10 protein-coding genes and 1 pseudogene are annotated in these 17377 nt (G+C 70.8%); 4 read left to right on the forward strand and 7 right to left on the reverse strand.

Annotation, left to right across the window (positions count from 1 at the left end; all coding sequences use genetic code 11):
• Positions 1–139: 139 nt before the first annotated feature.
• On the reverse strand, positions 140–811 hold the full coding sequence (locus ACGF15_RS15465) for a DUF305 domain-containing protein (protein WP_392799431.1): 672 nt from the start codon (positions 809–811) through the stop codon (positions 140–142).
• A 156-nt stretch (positions 812–967) separates the two neighbouring features.
• On the opposite strand from ACGF15_RS15465, the gene ACGF15_RS15470 reads away from it, so the two are divergent.
• Complete coding sequence (locus ACGF15_RS15470) at positions 968–2467, forward strand: LVIVD repeat-containing protein (RefSeq protein ID WP_392799318.1); 1500 nt, start codon at positions 968–970, stop codon at positions 2465–2467.
• A gap of 4 nt (positions 2468–2471) precedes the next feature.
• Here the strand turns inward: ACGF15_RS15470 and ACGF15_RS15475 are convergent, their stop codons facing one another.
• Positions 2472–3125 carry a helix-turn-helix domain-containing protein gene (locus ACGF15_RS15475; RefSeq protein ID WP_362610484.1) on the reverse strand — a complete coding sequence of 218 codons (654 nt, stop codon included), beginning with the start codon at positions 3123–3125 and terminating at the stop codon, positions 2472–2474.
• A 165-nt stretch (positions 3126–3290) separates the two neighbouring features.
• A complete protein-coding gene (locus tag ACGF15_RS15480; RefSeq protein ID WP_392799321.1) occupies positions 3291–3989 on the reverse strand; it encodes a phosphatase PAP2 family protein in 699 nt (232 codons plus the stop codon).
• Positions 3990–4825: 836 nt separating this feature from the next.
• Between ACGF15_RS15480 and ACGF15_RS15485 the strand changes: the two genes are divergently transcribed.
• The gene (locus ACGF15_RS15485; protein WP_392799324.1) at positions 4826–7111 is read left to right on the forward strand and encodes an ATP-binding protein; all 2286 of its coding nucleotides are present in this window, start codon (positions 4826–4828) and stop codon (positions 7109–7111) included.
• Positions 7112–7209: 98 nt separating this feature from the next.
• Here ACGF15_RS15485 and ACGF15_RS15490 read toward each other — a convergent pair whose 3' ends face one another.
• Together ACGF15_RS15490 and ACGF15_RS15495 are read right to left on the reverse strand one after the other, a co-directional pair.
• Positions 7210–11709, reverse strand: coding sequence for a hypothetical protein (locus ACGF15_RS15490; protein ID WP_392799327.1), 4500 nt, complete (start codon positions 11707–11709; stop codon positions 7210–7212).
• 673 nt (positions 11710–12382) lie between these two features.
• Positions 12383–13588 carry an IS110 family transposase gene (locus ACGF15_RS15495; RefSeq protein ID WP_392799330.1) on the reverse strand — a complete coding sequence of 402 codons (1206 nt, stop codon included), beginning with the start codon at positions 13586–13588 and terminating at the stop codon, positions 12383–12385.
• A 339-nt stretch (positions 13589–13927) separates the two neighbouring features.
• Here ACGF15_RS15495 and ACGF15_RS15500 point away from each other — a divergent pair.
• Positions 13928–14694: pseudogene (locus tag ACGF15_RS15500) on the forward strand (IS5 family transposase).
• A 174-nt stretch (positions 14695–14868) separates the two neighbouring features.
• On the opposite strand, the gene ACGF15_RS15505 reads toward ACGF15_RS15500, so the two are convergent.
• Positions 14869–15804 carry a M56 family metallopeptidase gene (locus tag ACGF15_RS15505; protein ID WP_345614789.1) on the reverse strand — a complete coding sequence of 312 codons (936 nt, stop codon included), beginning with the start codon at positions 15802–15804 and terminating at the stop codon, positions 14869–14871.
• Between the two features lie 190 nt (positions 15805–15994).
• Here ACGF15_RS15505 and ACGF15_RS15510 point away from each other — a divergent pair, with 190 nt between their 5' ends.
• Positions 15995–16594, forward strand: coding sequence for a GNAT family N-acetyltransferase (locus tag ACGF15_RS15510; RefSeq protein ID WP_362610495.1), 600 nt, complete (start codon positions 15995–15997; stop codon positions 16592–16594).
• A 79-nt stretch (positions 16595–16673) separates the two neighbouring features.
• On the opposite strand, the gene ACGF15_RS15515 is transcribed toward ACGF15_RS15510, so the two are convergent.
• Complete coding sequence (locus ACGF15_RS15515) at positions 16674–17357, reverse strand: glycerophosphodiester phosphodiesterase (protein ID WP_392799335.1); 684 nt, start codon at positions 17355–17357, stop codon at positions 16674–16676.
• Between the last annotated feature and the right edge of the window lie 20 nt (positions 17358–17377).

The raw sequence follows: 17377 nt of genomic DNA on the forward strand, positions 1-17377 counted from the left end.
GGGGCCTCCTTCCCGTACGGGACTCCAGCATGGCACCGGACGGCCCGCCGGGGGAGGCGGGCGGCCCGTCCGGTCGACGGCGGCCGCCCGGGGTGCAGGCAGAGGCGCGCCGGCCCCTCCGGGTCCCGCCCGGCCGCGGTCACAGGGCCCGCATCCGGCCGATCTCCGCGGTCTGCTGGGCGATCACGTCGTTGGCCATCTGCTCGACGAGCACGTTGTTGCCCTCGGACAGCACCTCGGCCGCCATGGTCACCGCCCCTTCGTGGTGGGTGATCATCAACCGGAGGAACAGCTCGTCGAAGTCCCGCCCCCCGGCGGCGCGCAGCGCGGCGAGCTGCTCCTCGGTGGCCATCCCGGGCATGGCCGCGTGGTCCTCGTGGACGTGCCCGCCGCGCCTGTCCGGATGGGCCTCCAGCCACCCCTGCATCGCGCCGATCTCCGGCTTCTGGGCGGCGGCGATGCGCTCGGCCAGCCTCCGGACCCGGTCGCTGGCGGCCCGGCCGGGCGCCAGGTCCGTCATCACCAGCGCCTGCTGGTGGTGCACGATCATCATGCCGACGTAGCGGTGGTCCGCCGCGTTCGGGCTCTCGTCCGGCAGCTCCGCCGCCGCCTCCTCGGCCGACAGGGTGCGCGCAGGCTCGCCCGGGCGGCCCGGCGCCACCACGGACGGGCCCGCCCCCCGGGCCGGCGCCTCCGTTCCCCCGTCGCACCCCGCCGCGGTCAGGGCGGTGAGGACGAGGGCCGCCGCGGTGAGCGGGAGCGCCGGGCGCCGGGTGCTGCGGGACGTCAACACGATGACCTCCTGGGCCACTTGGGGTGTCGAGGCGTGATGCTGCATCAGCGTAAGGAGTACCGAGTGGATTCCGTCATGACAACCGTGCCGCCATCTGTCGAGATGTCCGTGCGAGGGAACATACTGCCGGGGTCCGTGAACCGTTCGACACCGAACGGCGACAAGGAGGGTGCAGTGACCCAGTTACACACGACCCGAGCCGGGCGCAGAGGACTCGGCGCGGCGGTGGCCGCCGCCGGGCTGCTGGCCGCGCTCCTCGCCGCGGGCCCGGCCGCGGCCACCCCGGACCCGGGCGACGCCCCGGCCGGGGCCGCGACCTCCGCCGAACTGGCCGCCGACACCCGCGCGGCCATCGCCGGGGGCGAGATACCCGGCGTGGACGAGGTCGTCCACAGCCGCAACGTCCAGCACGTCGCCCACCTCCCCAAGGGCGCTCTCGGGGGGACGAACTCGGACCTCGCCTTCCAGGGCCGGTACGCGTTCGCCGGGAACTACGACGGCTTCACGATCTACGACATCCGCAACCCGCGCTCACCGAGGACCGTCGCCGAGGTGCTGTGCCCCGGCTCGCAGAACGACATCAGCGTCTCCGGCGACCTGCTCTTCCTGTCCACCGACTCCTCGCGCAGCGACGACTCCTGCAGCAGCACCTCCCAGCCCGCGACGGAGAAGTCCTCCTGGGAGGGCATGAAGATCTTCGACATCAGCGACAAGCGCAACCCGAAGTACGTCGCCGCCGTCGAGACCGCCTGCGGGTCGCACACCCACACCCTGGTCCCCGAGCGCAGGAACGTCTACGTCTACGTCTCCTCGTACTCGCCGAACGCGGCCTTCCCCGACTGCCGGCCGCCGCACGACGGGATCTCCGTGATCAAGGTGCCCCGCAAGGCGCCGCAGCGCGCCGAGGTCGTCGCCTTCCCCGTGCTGTTCCCCGGGGACGGCCCCGACGGCGGCGGGAACCCGGGCGGCCCGACCAACCCGGGCGTCTCCAAGACCACCGGCTGCCACGACATCACCGTGCTGCCCTCGAAGGACCTCGCGGCGGGCGCCTGCATGGGCGACGGCATCCTCTTCGACATCGAGGACCCCGAGAACCCCCGGGTCATCGACCGGGTCCAGGACAACGTCAACTTCGCCTTCTGGCACTCGGCCACCTTCAACCAGCGCGCGAACAAGGTGGTGTTCACCGACGAGCTCGGCGGCGGCGGTGGCGCCACCTGCAACGCCGAGATCGGCCCGAACCGAGGCGCGGACGGCATCTACGACATCAAGGGCCGCGGGGACCACCGCAAGCTGGTCTTCCGCAGCTACTTCAAGATCGACCGCCATCAGGCCGACACCGAGAACTGCGTCGCCCACAACGGCTCGCTGATCCCGGTCAAGGGCCGCGACATCATGGTCCAGGCCTGGTACCAGGGAGGCGTCTCCGTCTGGGACTTCACCGACTCCGCCAGGCCCAGGGAGATCGGCTACTTCGAGCGAGGCCCGCTCAGCGACACCGCCCGGGTGGTCGGCGGCTCGTGGTCCGCGTACTACTACAACGGCCACATCTACTCCAACGACATGGCCAAGGGCCTCGACGTCCTCAGGATCGACGACCGGCGCACCGCCCCCGCGAAGCGGGTGCGGATGGACGAGCTGAACGTCCAGACGCAGCCCGACTACTTCGACTAATCCGCTACTCCGACGACTTCGACGACTGAGCGGGTACCACCGGGGGACCCCCGCCGGGCGGGCCGCCGTCCGGCGGGGTGCCGAGCCCCCAGTCCAGCCCGTAGCGCTGGAACAGCTCCGCGCGCAGCCGCGCGCGGGGCATCGGCGCGCCCGGGAGCAGGACCGCGAACACCGCCCCCATCAACAGGGCCCGCAGCAGCGGGTACTCCGCGTCCACGTCCGCGCAGCCGTAGCGCTCCACGGTGTCGCGCAGCAGGGCGGCCAGCTGCTGCTGCTCGGGGCACTGCACGAAGCCGTCGGCCTGCAGGATGCCCGCCATGTGCGTCCGCATCAGCACCGGGCGCTCCACCGCAAGCCCCATGATCGCGTCGATGGCCCGGGCCAGCCGCTCCCGCCCGTCCTCGGACCGCGGCTCCCGCTCCAGCGCCTCCCGCAGCGTCAGGTGCATCAGGCGGTGGACCGCGGACTGGAGCAGCTGCCGCTTGCCGGGGAAGTAGTACGACACCAGTCCGCGGGCCGAGCCGGCCCGGTCGGCGATGTCGCCCAGCTTCGTGGCCTCGTACCCCCGGGCGTCCACCAGCTCCACCGTCGCCTGGAGCAGCCGCTCGCGCGAGCGGCGCCGGAGTTCTTCATTGACCTCTGCGCTTCGCGGGGACATGCTGGACTCCTGCGTTGACTGGCTTGGAGCCAGTATACTCAGCGCGTGCCGCCGCCGGCCCCCCGGGGCCGACGGTGCGTGTGCTGCCCGGACCGGGCGACGCGGGGGATCGTCCGGTCCGGGCGGCTGCGTTCTGCCCGGGTTCCCGCGGCCGGGCCCGGGAGGTCAGCCGCTGCGGGGCGCCGTGCGCCGCTCGGCCCCGTACACGGCGAGGGCGGCGGCCGCGAGCCCCAGCAGCCAGCCCGCCAGGACGTCCGACGGCCAGTGGATCCCCAGGTGCACCCGGGTGAGACCGGCGCCGACGATGCTCACGGCCGCCGCCGCGGCCGCCGCGGCCAGCAGCCGCCGGGACGGGGACCACCGGCGCACCAGCCACACCAGCAGCCCGCAGCCGAGGGCGGCGGTCATCGCGTGGCCGGAGGGGAAGGCCGCGAAGTGCGCCGTGTCCACGGGGTCGGGGAAAGCGGGGCGGCGACGGTCCACGAAAGCCTTCAGCGCCTGCTGCACCGCCGCGCCCAGCACCCCGGCCCCCGCCGCCCAGAGAGCCGCCACCCGGTCCCGCCGCACCCACAGCACGACCACGGCGGCCGCGAGCAGCAGCCGCACCGTCCAGGGGTCCCACACCCAGTCGGTGAGGATCCGGCTCGCCCGGGTCGTGCCGGGATCGGCCACGGCCGACCGGTGGAGGGCGTCCACGACCCCGCGGTCGAGGTCCATGAGCGGCGTCCAGGCCGAGGCGACCAGCAGGGTCAGCACCCCGGCCGAGACCAGGAACACCGCCGCGCACCCGGCCGCGGCTCTCTGCCCGCGCGCCGTCAGGGCCCGGGGCGGGGGGTCGTGGCGGGGAGGCGGGGGGGAGCTCATGGAACGATCCTGGCCCCTGTGGGACGCAGGGCCCTAGCCCAGCGCGCGCAGACCCGGCACAAAGGCCACGAGCAGCGGAACCACCGGCACCAGCGCGGCCGTCGCGGTCAGTCGCAGCCGGCGTCCGGCGGTCAGGCGGGGCCCGCCCGTCGAGGAGCAGCGTCCGGTGCGGTGGATCGCACGGCGCCGGATCGACCCCGTAGTGGGCCTGCTCGGTTGGTTCGGCAAGGCCGCGCGCGGCCTTGCCGGGCGAGGCGACGAGGCGGACGTTGCCTGATGGGGCACTGGAACACGGATCCGATGTGCACCCGGGCTACAGCGGCATGCGGACGCCGGAGAACGCCGGTCAGCAGCCACCGCGGCCGATGGACGACGCCGGTCATCGGACCTGGCCACGAGAGCGCGGCGGGGGCCGGCATCGACCTCGGACGTTGCGGACGACCCTGACCGCGACACATCCCGACGATCCTGGCCGGAACCCCGCGTGGTGGCACACACGCGGAGCAGTACGGATCCTGGTCCGCGGAGCAGCGCGCCGGCGCAGCGGAGGCCGCCGCGGCCGTTTCTCCGTCGCGGTCGGCCGTGGGGCTTGTGGGGATCGAGGACGCCGGCCCTCCGCCTCATGGACGGGTCGGAGGTCGCCGGATGCTCCCTCAACTCCGTTATCATGGCGCTAACTTGATGCCGTCCTGGAATTCGCTGTGCAGCGGCAGCGGAAACGCCGTCGACGGGCGGTTCCGCTGCCGGCACCTTGGTAGCGTGGCCGGACGCGCGGTGTCCCGGTCAGCCGAAGCCCGTGCCACCGATGCGGGAGCCAGGCCAGTTCGGGAGTCGGCGTGAGACAGGGCAATCTTCCAGCCGAGGCCACCAGTTTCGTCGGCAGGCGTCGAGAGACCACTCTGGCGCGGGAGATGCTGTCGCGGAACCGGCTGCTGACCCTCACCGGTCCAGGCGGCATCGGCAAGACGCGTCTCGCGCTACGTCTCGCAGACCAGGTGAAACGATCGTTCCCGGACGGTGTCTGGCTGGTCGAGCTGGCCGCCACCAAGGACGAGGAGGCCGTCGTCCAGACGGTCCTGTCCGCCCTGGGCCGGCACGACGACGGAGGCCGGCCGCCCATGACCGTACTGGCTGACCACGTGCGCCGGCGGCAGCTTCTGCTGGTTCTGGACAACTGTGAGCATGTGCTGCTGCCGTGCGCCGCTCTGGCGCGAAGCCTGCTGCAGGCAGCACCTGGCCTGCGTGTCATCGCCACCAGCCGGCAGTCGCTGGGCGTCAGCGGGGAGGGAGTGGTGCCCGTGCTGGCGCTTGAGGCCCCCGATCCACGTGAGGGACACCCGGGCCGGTCGCCCGGCGAAGCCGTGCAGCTCTTCATGGAGCGCGCCGCTGCCGCGCTCGGCGACCCGGCCGCCACCGCCGTCGACGCGCACACGGCCGCACTGATCTGCCACAGGCTCGAAGGAATTCCACTCGCCATCGAGATGGCCGCCGCTCGGCTACGGGTGCTCAGCGGTGAGCAGATCCTCCAGCGCCTGGACGACAGGTTTGCTCTGCTCACCGGCGGCTGCCGGGGCGGGCTGCCTCGACAGCGCACGCTGCAGGCAACGATGGACTGGAGTTTCGAGCTGTGCACCCCCACGGAACAACTGCTGTGGGCGCGGATGTCGGTCTTTCCTGGCACCTTCGACCTGGATGCCGTGGAAGCGGTGTGCGCGTTCGGCGCTCTTGCGCCCTGGGACGCTCTCGACGTCCTGACAGGTTTGGCGGACAAGTCCGTCGTGTTGCGTGAGGACCATCACCCGTGTGCCCGCTACCGCATGCTCGACACGGTACGGCACTACGGCTTGCTGCGGTTGGGGGAGTCCCACGACGAGCAGCCTCTGCGCCGTCGCCACCGCGACCACTTCCACAACGTGGTCCTTCGCGCGCGGCAGGACTGGTTCTCGCCGCGCCAGACGGAATGGACCGAACGCCTCCACCGCGAACGGCCCAACCTGCGGACCGCGATGAACTTCTGCTTCAGCACGCGCGGCGAGGCGCGGGCCGGGCTGGAGATGGCCGCCGCGCTGTGGAGCCATCGCCTCGGCGCGGGCAGCCTGTCGGAGGAGCGCCGCTGGCTGGAACGGGCCCTGGCCTCGACGGCAGTTCCGAACCAGGCCCGGGCCAGAGCCCTGTGGGCGGACGGATGGCTTGCACTGCTGTGCGGGGACCCTGATGCGGCGCGTATCCGCGTTGCGGAATGCTGTGCGCAGGCGGCCCAGCTGAAGGACCCGCTGACGGCAGCGCAGGCCGCCCAGCTGGAGGGCTTGGCCGCACTCTTCGCTGACGACTTCTCACAAGCTCTGCCCGCTCTGGAAGGCGCACTCGACCGCTTCGGCCCGTGCGGGGACCTCGGCGACGTATGGAGCACCGTGTTCCTTCTGGGCCTCGCCTGCTGCCTGCAGGGCGATGCCCGTGCGGCCGACCTCAGCGCACAGTGCCTCGCACTCTGCGAGGAACATGGAGCCCAGTGGTCGCGCCCCTACGCCTTGTGGCTCCTGGGGCTGCACCACTGGCTCCGCCGGGAAACCGGGCACGCGATCCGACTGCTGCGCGACGGTCTGCGCACCATCAGCCCGGCCCACAACCGCCTGGCTATGGCACAGTGCCTGGAAGTCCTGGCCTGGGCGCACTCACACGACGGGCATCACGCACGGGCCGCCGAGCTGCTGGGCGCGGCACACAGCGCCTGGCAGCTCGTCGGCGCCACCCTGCCCGGAGTAGGACGCCTGCTGCACCATCGCACCGCATGCGAGGAACTACTCGTCTCCCGCCTCGGCGAGAACAGGTTCACCGCACTGCACCGCACCGGTGCCGCACTGGAAACCGCCCAGGCCCTGGCCCTCGCGCTCGACTTGCAGGAGGCACCCGCCGCAGGCGATCCTCCACCCCCACCGCTCGCCCAGGCCCTCACCCTGCGCGAACGCGAAGTCGCCGAGCTCCTGGCCGAAGGCCTCACCGACAGGGAGATCGCCGCCCGGCTGGTGATCTCCTCCCGCACCGCCGAGGGCCATGTCCAGCGCATCCTGCGCAAGCTCGGCTGCACATCCCGTGTCCAGGTGGCCACCTGGCTCTGCCGCTGAGATGGCCACGGTCCTTGCCGGTGGCGAGATCCCGGAGCGGTGCCTTCCCAGGGCGGAGCCGCGCTGATGGTGCACGGCTCCGCCGTCGTCCGGGGGTGCTAGCCGAGGGTGATGTCGTCGATGTACCCGCTGTAGTCGGCGTTGCCAGGGTGGTCCTGGTCGTAGCCGACGTCGATGCGGCTGATCTCCTTGTCCTTCAGCCCGTCGGGGAGCTGGACGGTGACGTGGTTCCACCGCCCGGGCTTGAGGCTCTGGCACTGGCCGGCGGGATGGATCCTGGTTCCGTGCTGGTCGACTGCGGCGGAGTCGCGCAGGGTGCTTCCGTCAGTGAACACCAGGTCGAGTGCGACGCAGTTGCTGTTGTTGACCGGCCAGGGGTCCAATCCGTCCCATCGGTCGGCGGTCTTCGGGTGGATCCAGTAGCTGAGCGTCTTTCCGCCGTCGACCTTGACCGGCTTGTCACTGAGGTCGAAGACCTTGAGATAGGCGTGGGCGTGTTGCGCGTTGTGGCCGCCCGTTGTCGAGCCGGAGTACTTCAGTGATCCGGTCCCGGTGCGGGCCGTCTCGTCCCTGCGCGCGCCCGCCACCGGGCCGGACACGCTGGAGCGGCCGGTGACGTTGGACACGCTGCCGTTGTCCTGGTCGACGGTGCTGGTCCAGGACGGCATGACGTCACCCTGCTCGAATCCCGAGGCGAAGGAGGCGCCGTGTGCGGGATGGGGGGCGGTCGGTGCGGGCGAGTCCGGAGGGGACTGACCCGGGTCGGTTCGTCTGGTCTCCCGGTAGGTGAAGTCGGTCTGGGAGATGTCGAAGTCCAGGCGCGGGGTGTTCAGGAGGAAGCAGTACGCGACGTTGAGCTGGGGGTCGCGGCGTGTGAAGCCGGTGTAGCTGCACAGGGTCGCGGTCTCGCCGTCACGGGGGGCGAAGTGCCGCACGAGGTAGGCGCCCTTGTCCTGGTTTGCTTCGTAGACGCCGTAGGCGAAGGCCGTGGGCCCGCTGACAGCGCATTCGTCTTCGTCGCGGGCGCAGGCGTGCGCGGCCCAGTCGGCGTCGACGCTTTCCCTCTCGTGGCGGGTGTCCGCGCCGAGGACCAGGTCGTGGTCTTTCGCGGAGAGGTAGCAGTAGCCGCGGCTGCCGCCCCGCACGTCGTTGCCCGACAGGCTGGCGACATCGGCGAAGGAGGCGTCGTTGCAGGTGAACTCACCGGCGGGGACGGTCTTGACCACCCAGGATCCGTCTCCGCCGTAGGCGGCCTGGTAGGCACCCGACTCGGGCACCGCGCACGTTCCGTCCGGGCCCGCGCAGAACGTGAACGGCGCCGGGGGGCTGGCGATGTAGCAGCTCTTTGCCGCGCCGGGCAGGGGGTCCTCGCCGAAGGCGGCGATGGTGCAGGGGACCCCGTCGGGGTAGTCGGCCGCCTTGACCGTCTTGTAGGTCCAGCCGCGGGCCTCGTCGTCGAGGTGCGCGCCCAGGGCCAGCCGGACGCTGCCGGTGATGTGGCAGTGCTCGCCCTCGACCGCACATGCTCGGTACGGCCCGCCGGCATTGACCGCCTGGCTCGGCGGGGCCCCGGTCAGCACACGGCACTCCTTGGCCTCGCCGGGAGCAGGATCGCCGCCGAAACCGCCGGCGGAGCAGACGGCAGCGGACGTGACCGGCTTGACGAGCCAGCCCGCCCCGGTGCCGAACGCGGCGAGCTGCGTGCCGGAGACCTCACACGTGCTGCCCTCGTCCGCGCACACGCGCACCGACGCCAGCCACGACCCGTCGCTGCCCGTGACCGGGCTGTCCTGGGCGGGGACGAAGCACGACTGGTCGGCGTCGGGGTTGGGGTTGACGGGGAAGGAGGACGCCTTGCAGACGATCCCCTCGGCGGGCAGCGGCACGGTGACATACGATCCCGCCGCACCGAATGCCACCTGCCCGGTACGCCCTTCGACTCCCTTGCACTCGCCCCCGTCGTCCGCACACGGGATGAACCCGGCCGGGGCCACCGGAGCAGCGTCCGAGACGGACACGGGCGCGAACATCCCACCCTGGCGGACACGGGTGTCGACCGCGTCCTGAGCAGCCTTCACATCATCAGCGGTGAACAGGTCTTTCGGCGTGTCGGCGACGACGGGCTTCACATGGCGATCCTCGAAGTCCGCCCGCATCCGAGGAATGTACTTCTCAGGGTTGCGGCACGACTCATAGGCGGAGTTGGGGTCGCGCGGGCAGTAGTTGAATATGTGGTCGCTCGACCACTGCGGCCATACAGCCTTGTCCATGTAGGCCCTGGTGAACTCCTTGGACCCGGTCCCCTCGTTCAGCGAGGCGAACACCGCGTCGACCGCCTGGTGCACGCCGTTGATGAAACCGCTGCGCAGCGACCCGAGCGACGCCTCCGCATCCGCCGAGATCCGTGCGTTCGCGGTACGGGCGGCGGCGATCGCCGTGGAGTGCCCTGTCCTGGCCGCGTTGGCGCTCACACTCTCCATCGTGAGGTGGGTGCCGAACAGAACCTGCTTCTGCGCACGGTCGAACGCCTTCTGTGCCGTGGACAGCAACTCCGGTACGGACTTCTCGATCACGTTCTTCTTCATCGTGTCATGCCACAGCTGATTGCGGGACTCGATCCACTTCTCCTCCTCGCTCTTCCCGCTCACCCAGTCCACGATCTGGGCGACGACTGTCGTGACGAGCGCCACGACACCGAAAAGCATCGCCAGTTCCGGCTGCCCTGCCATCTCAGACACCGTCGCCAGCAGAGCCAAGGCGTTCACCACGCCGCTGAGAGCGTCATGCCGCTCCACCGCATCCGCGATGCCCAACAGCTGTCCCACGACCGGAACCGGAGCCAGAATGACGGTCGCCTTGGTCAGATCGGAGGCATCCTGGCTGAAAGCCTCCGCTATCGAGTTGATCCAGGCGGCCGCCATCGCCGGCGTCAATGCCTCATTGAAAACACCCCAGCCCTCCGTCAGTGCTGTGGAAACCCGGGCAGGCGCCACACCTTCCACCGACGTCGCCCCGCCGAACGGATGGAACAACTTGCCGGGGTTCTTCCAGGACTCTGCGAGATCAGAGGTGAACCCGAACTCCGACAGATCGGAGCCGGCCGCCCTCGCAGCCTCATACGACGCCGCCGCACTGCGGACCGAGGCGCGCGCATACACCGGAATCTCCTCCGGTGACAGACCTGCAACCACCTCCGACTCGGCAGACACCTGGAAGACCTTGCCGTTCTCCGTTGCCGCACGGAACTCCTCAGCGGCCCTGGCCTCAGCTGAAGTCGCGGCACGCAACGGGACGGCGCACCCTTCGGCAGGACTCGCTGCGCCGCATGGGACTGGTGCGGGAGAACTCTTGACCAGTCGGGAGGACCTGTCGGGGTTGTTGTAGTCGGCAGCCTCCAGGGACGCCCAGGAATGGCCCGAGGCAGGCTTGAATGACTGCCGCGCGAAGCCCTTGGGACGGTCATAGCTCGGGCGATAGGGCTGCCTGATTGGGCTTCTCTTGACAAAGGACAACTCGGTGATCGGTTCCTTGGCGATCTCAAGGCGGGCGGCAAGCGCTCGCTGTACTTCCGTATTCGTGGGGTCTTTGGCCGCCATTGCGGTGGCTATACCCACTGCCTTCGCCGCGTACGGATCAGCCTTGAGCCCGAAGTCGAACACGCCGAAGAGTGTCGCCTTCACCCCGAACGTCTCTTTCAGTCCGATCTTGCCGCCGTGGGTGACGAGCTCTTCGGCAGGCGTGGCGAACAACTCGTAGGCCGGTATCCCCAGGGCGTCCTCTGTGCCGGGTGTGGGCACGGGGTAGTCGATGGTGACCGGCTTCTGAGATGCGTCAAACGGTTTGAAACCCAGAGTGCTGCGCATCGCGTGAATCATTTCGTGAAAGAGAACGGTCGCGGAGCGCGGGGCGAAGAGCCTTCCGCCCTTGTCATAGAATCCGGGGACGTAGTCCGCGATCGCAATGATGTTGCTCGCGTTTCCGATGCCTTCCCCGTCCCAGGGGCTTCCGGAAAGCGAGACTCCGGTGGTTCGGCCCTGGGTGCTCAGCATCGTGCTTTCGCCATTCGGATCAGCTCGCGTGATCAAGGCGTTCACGCGCGGCGTCGCTGTCAGGAGCGCCGGATCGTTGAACTCGTTCCCGAAGACGGCGGACGGCAACACAGATGCCCGCCCCATCACTTCAAGCAGCCTGATTCCTTCGGGGTTCGACGCGATCTCATCGAGATCTGCCCAGATCCTGTTGAGGAAGTCCTGAGCCTCTGGACCACGGGCGTCGGCGGGCGGCCAAGAGGCCCCGTCGAGCAGACCTCCCTTGACATTGGTCACCGTGCCGGCGTACACGGCGATACCCGTCGGCGCTCCTGAGGGCAGCATGTACTCGAACGCCACGACCTTGGCCTTGCCTGCCCTGGAGCTGGCGGCATAGAAGTCGTGCGTCCCGACCTGAACGCTTCGGGGGTCAGCCGATCCCTTGCTCAGAGCAGGCGGGGTGGAGCGCACCACCGGCTGTGTCGGCGCGGCCGAAGCGGCGGAGGGAAACTGCCACTGCACGACAGTAGCCCCCGTGGCCAAGAGCGCCACGGGGAGAATCAACGACATGAGGCGACACTGCCACCAGCGCCACCAGGGCAACTTGCTGTGTACGGGCACGACTACTCCTGTTCTCTTGCGTGAGGACGTCGCCCGAACCCCGCAGCCGCCTTCACCCCACCAGAGGCGAGGGTGCTCAAGACCTCGACCGCCCCACGCCGACGGCGCGCGCCGGACCGCCTGCCACACGGACTTCGGCAGTGCCCCCACATCTCCTCCGGCGTACGAGCCGACCCGGAGGTGGCGAGAAGTGTCCACTCGTGGCGGTAGAGAGCAGCAGCGTAGATTTACCTGAACAGCTACGTGGCTTCTGTGAGTTAGCAAGCTTCCTGGCGTGTGCCCGTTGAGCGTGGCCGGTGTGACAGCTCGGCCGTTCGGAAGCGTCTGAGTCTCACCTGCATGGTGTCGCCCCAGCGTCCTCGGCGTTCCCGTCCCGGGGAGGACCTGACCTTCGCCGCCCTGTGGCAGTCCACCGCTGCTGGGTCCGGGGCTGAACGGGAACTCAGCAGGGGCACGAACCGGGCAGTGCAGGTGTCCCCTTCGGGCGGGTCGCCGGCCTGACCGCTCGACCTTCGGCCCTCGGAGCGAAAGCGCAGGTCGACCCGGGGCTTCCGCAACCGCCTGACAGTCAGTGATTCCCAATCAGGTTTGTCAAGGGCTTCGGTAGCGGACGGTGACCACGTTATGCCGCTGCGAAGCCGCGTTGAGGTGGCTCGACGGTGAAGGTCCGCTGGTCGCGTATGAGGGCCCACAGGACGTCGAGGCGGCGCCGGGCGAGGGCGAGGACTGCCTGCTTGTGCGACTTGCCCTCGCTCCTCTTGCGCTCGTAGAAGGTCCTGGAAGTTGGACAGCAACGGGAGGCGACCTGTGCGGACAGATAGAAGACACGCAGGAGACGGCGGTGGTAGCGGTGCGGCCGGCGCATGTTGCCGCTGATGCGTCCGGAGTCCTTGGGAACAGGTGCCAGGCCGGCGATGCCGGCCAGACGGCCGGAACTGCCGATGGCCTCCAGGTTCCCGCCGGTGCAGGCGACGAATTCGGCACCAAGGAGGCTGCCCATGCCCGGCATGCTGATGATCGCCGCAGCATGCTCGTGCTCGCGGAACCGTGCTTCGATCAACGCGTCGGTGCGGGCGATCTCTTCGTCCAGGGCCATCACCGCGGCGGCCAGGGTGCGGACCATGGCTGCCGCGGTCCTCTCGCCGGGAATCGCCGTGTGCTGGGCCTGTGCCGCCGCGAGCGCGGTGGTCGCCACCGCCTGGGCGTTTCGCATCTTGCGGTTCGACAGCCAGCTGGCCAAACGGGCCTGGCCGATCCGTCGAAGGGCCGCCGGCGTCTGATAGCCGGTCAGCAGGACGAGCGCGGCTTTGGATGTGCTGTAGTTGAAGGCGCGTTCCAGAGCGGGGAAGTACTCCAGGAGCTGGGCGCGCAACCGGTTGATCGCGCGGGTGCGATCGGCGGTGAGGTCGTAACGGCGGGCGGTGAGGATCCGCAGGTCGATGGCGATCTCGCTCTGCTCCTGCAGGGGGTGCAGGTCGCGGCGCATGCGGGCCTGGTCGGCGATGACGTAGGCGTCCTTGGCGTCCGTTTTGCCGTCGCCCCGGTAGGAGCCGGAGGCGTGGTGGACGGTCCGGCCCGGGATGTAGAGGACTTTCTGTCCGTGGGCGGCCAGCAGCGCGATCAGCAGTGCGGCACCGCCCGCGTTCAGATCGATGGCCCAGGTCACCGGCTCGCCCTCGCTGAGGTCGAGGACATCGCCGATGAGCTCGAGCAAGGTCGTCTCATCGTTGGCGACCCGCCGTGACAGCCTTCGCTTGCCTTCGGCGTCGATCACCGTGCAGTGATGCTCGCTCTTGCCCGCGTCCGTTCCCGCCCACAGTTGCGGCACTTGTGCCTCCTCGAGGATCCGTGTTCCTGGTCCCGGCAGACGACCACGCCGACGTGTCCTTACGAAGCGATGAGGTTCGCGCATCCCAATGAGTGGCCGTGTCGTCGCGGGGCGCCGGGCGGCCAATCACTGAAAGCCACACCATCGGCATGAGCATTTTGAGCCACACCCGGCACCCCTGGGCCTCCCGATCGTACGAAGGAGCGGAACGGACCCACCAAGAAGGTAAGGAGCCTTTTCCAACCTGGTTCGGGCGTGGGGCTGTTGGGCTGACAACGTGGTGAAGCCCCTGGTAGATGGGTTTTCGACCAAGAGAACCGTCTCCACCAGAGGCTTCACGTGCTTGTTTGCCCGTCGGGCGTCGACGTGTCCAGCTCCGCCCTCCGCTTCCTCATGCAGCAGCTGCGGCGCCACCGTCGCGCGATCGGCTCCCGTTGGCGGTGCCTGACCGCCGGTCGCCAGGCCCTGCTCACCCTCGCCCATCTGCGGATGGGCCACACCTATGCCCAGCTCGCGGCAGGCTTCGGCATTGGCACCACGACGGCCTACCGCGATGTGACCGAGGCGGTCGAACTCCTGGCCGCTCTCGCCCCGGTCCTGACCGACGTGGTGCGGACCGCTTCGGCCAAGGCGTACCTGATCCTGGACGGCACGCTCCTGCCGATCGACCGCATCGCCGCGGACCGGTCGTTCTACTCCGGCAAGCGCAAGAGGCACGGGATGAACGTGCAGGTCATCGCTGATCCCTTCGGTCGGCTGCTGTGGGCCTCACCGGCGCTGCCCGGCGCCGTCCACGACGTCCGCGCGGCCCGCGAACACGGCATCGTCAATGCCTTGGCCGAGGCAGGCATCCCGTGCTGGGCCGACAAGGGATACCGAGGTGCCGGCGGCACGGTCCGCATCCCGTGTGCTGGGGACGGTGGGAGACCCTCTCCGCAGGCCAGCAGGCGGTGAACCGGTCCCCTGCGAAGATCCGAGCCCTCGTCGAACAGGCCGTCGCCACCCTCAAGTCCTGGCGGCTCCTTCGCAGACTGCGGTGCTCGACCACCCGGATCACCAGCCTCGTCCAGGCCGTCCTCGCCCTGCATCTGGCCAGCTCAGGGTGAAGATGGAAAAGGCCCAGTGGCACCCTCGGGTGCTGCGGGGTGAGGACGTGAGCGGACGTCGAGGACGCCGGGTCCCGTCCTGACCCTCGGCGAGCAGATGTCGGGAGACTCCCCGCCGCGGCACCACCGAGGATGCCGAGGCAGCGTGTTGGATCTCCGCAGGCCCCGAGGGCCCTAGCCCAGCGCGCGCAGACCCGGCACAAAGGCCACGAGCAGCGGAACCACCGGCACCAGCGCGGCCGTCGCGGTCAGTCGCAGCCGGCGTCCGGCGGTCAGCCGGGGCACCGCGCTCAGCAGCCGGTGCACCCGCTGGGGCAGTTGGGCGTCGGCGGTCGGGCAGGGACCGAACACCCCGCGCCCCTCGTTGAGTTCCACGAGGGCGAGCGCGACCGTCAGCCGCCCGAAGCGGCGGGAGGCGACATCGTCCGCGGCCAGCTCCACCAGCCGGTGCATCTCGTCGCGGAACGCCGCGAAGACGGGGATCTGCGGGAACCCGCCGGCCAGCGCCGAGGAGCAGTGCAGCAGCCAGTCGTGCCGCGCGTCGGCGTGGCCCTGCTCGTGGGCGAGCACCGCGTCGAGCTGGCGGCCCTTGAGCCGGCGCAGGGCCGCCGTGGTGACGACGAGCCGCGGGGCCGCACCCGGCAGCCACCAGGCGCCGGGCCGGTCCTCCTCCAGGACCACCAGGGGCCCCTCGCCCGGCTCCTCGCCGGGCAGCAGCGGGGAGCGCACCAGCAGCTCCCGGCGGCGACGGCGGCGCCGCGTGTGCGCCCGGGCGACCTCCCGGGCCAGCATCGCGCCCGTCCAGGCGCCGCCGCAGGCCAGTGCCAGCGCCAGCACCGCCGACCAGGGGCCGTAGGCGGCCAGGGCGTAGGCCTCGACGACACCGTGCGGTGCGGGGGCGAAGACATGTCCGCGGACCAGCTGCCAGGCGGCGGCGGCGCTGAGCGTCATCGACAGGGCGAAGGACAGCAGGACCGCGGCCACCACGCACTGCCAGAACCACAGGGCGACGACGGGCTCGCGCTCCGCCCAGTCGCCGCGCATCATCAGACGCGGGGCGGCGACGGCGACCACGGCGCCGAGCAGCAGCAGCGCGAGCGAGACCATCATGGCCCCAGCCTATGAGCGCGCGGCGGGCCGCGGGACCGCCCGGCCGCGCAAGTGACGCACACCACCCGGCGCCCCGCGGCCGCCGCCGGGGGCGGGCGCGGGGCTGCGGTGCCGCCGGGGCGGCGCGCTAGGCTGCGAGCGCCAGTCGCCCCCACCGTGCCGCACGGCACCCGCAGGAACGGAGCCGCCCATGGACACCGCCACGACCCCGGAGAGCGCGGAGCTCACCTACCGGGACGCGGCCGCGGGCGACGTACCGGAGCTGGTCCGGCTGGTCGAGTCCGCCTACCGCGGCGACGCCAGCCGCGCCGGCTGGACCACCGAGGCGGACATCCTCCAGGGTCAGCGCACCGACCCCGAGGGCGTGCTCGCGGTGGTCACGGCGCCGGGGAGCAGGTTGCTGCTGGCGCAGCGGGACGGGGAGACCGTGGCCTGCTGCCAGCTGGAGCACCGCGGGGAGGCGGCCTACTTCGGGATGTTCGCCGTCCGTCCCGGTCTCCAGGGCGGGGGCGTGGGCCGCCGGGTCCTCGCCGAGGCGGAGCGCAGGGCGGTGCGCGCGTGGGGCGTCCGCGAGATGCACATGACCGTGATCTCCGTGCGCGAGGAGCTCATCGCCTGGTACGAGCGGCGCGGCTACCGCCGCACGGGCGAGACGACCCCCTTCCCCTACGGCGACGAGCGCTTCGGCATCCCCCAGCGTGACGACCTGGTCTTCGAGCTCCTCGTGAAGGACCTCACGGCCGCCGAGGCCACCGGCGATGCCGCCGCCGAGGCCGCCCCCGCCGTCTGACCCGCCCCGGATCGGTGCGCCCGGGCCGCTCCGGCCACCGCCGGCACGCCGGCCCCGGGCCGCTCCGGCGCCGGCCGGTTCAGGCCGTGAACCGGCCGGTACGGCGGATCCCGGGGTAGTCCGTGGTCACGCCGTCGAGTTCGAGTGCACGCGCCAGCCGCAGCTGCTCCGGCGTGTTGACCACCCAGCCGATCAGCCGCAGGCCGGCCCCCCGGGCCCGCTCCGCGGTCTCCAGCGTCAGGCGCCGGATGTCCAGGGCGAGCGCCGCGGCGCCCGCGGCCTGCGCCCGCTCGACCACGTCCGCCTCCCACCGGCTCGCGATGAGCACCGTGCGCACACCCGGGACGAGCGCCGCGATCTCCGCCACCGCCTCGTCGTGGAAGGAGGACACCTCCACCCGCGGCACCAGTCCGCGGCGCTCCATCACCTCGGCAAGGGCCCGTGCGGCCGCCACGTCCTTGATCTCCGCCTGGATCGGCGAGCGGACGGCGTCGAGCACCTCCTCGAAGACGGGCACCCGCTCGCCCAGGCCGGCGTCGAGGCGCCGCAGCTCGGCGAGGGTCTTCCCGGCGACCGGCCCGCTCCCGTCCGTCGTGCGGTCGACGTCGGCGTCGTGCATCACGGCGAGCGCGCCGTCCTTGCTGAGGTGGAGGTCGAGTTCGATCGCGTCCATGCCGCAGCGCTCCGCGCGGACGAAGGAGCGCAGGGTGTTCTCGGGCTCGACGCCCATCACCCCCCGGTGACCGATGGTGAGAAACGTCACGGCTCTCCCGCTTCCGTCGA

The organism is Streptomyces sp. NPDC048001 (assembly GCF_043203115.1).
GTDB lineage: Bacteria > Actinomycetota > Actinomycetes > Streptomycetales > Streptomycetaceae > Streptomyces > Streptomyces sanyensis.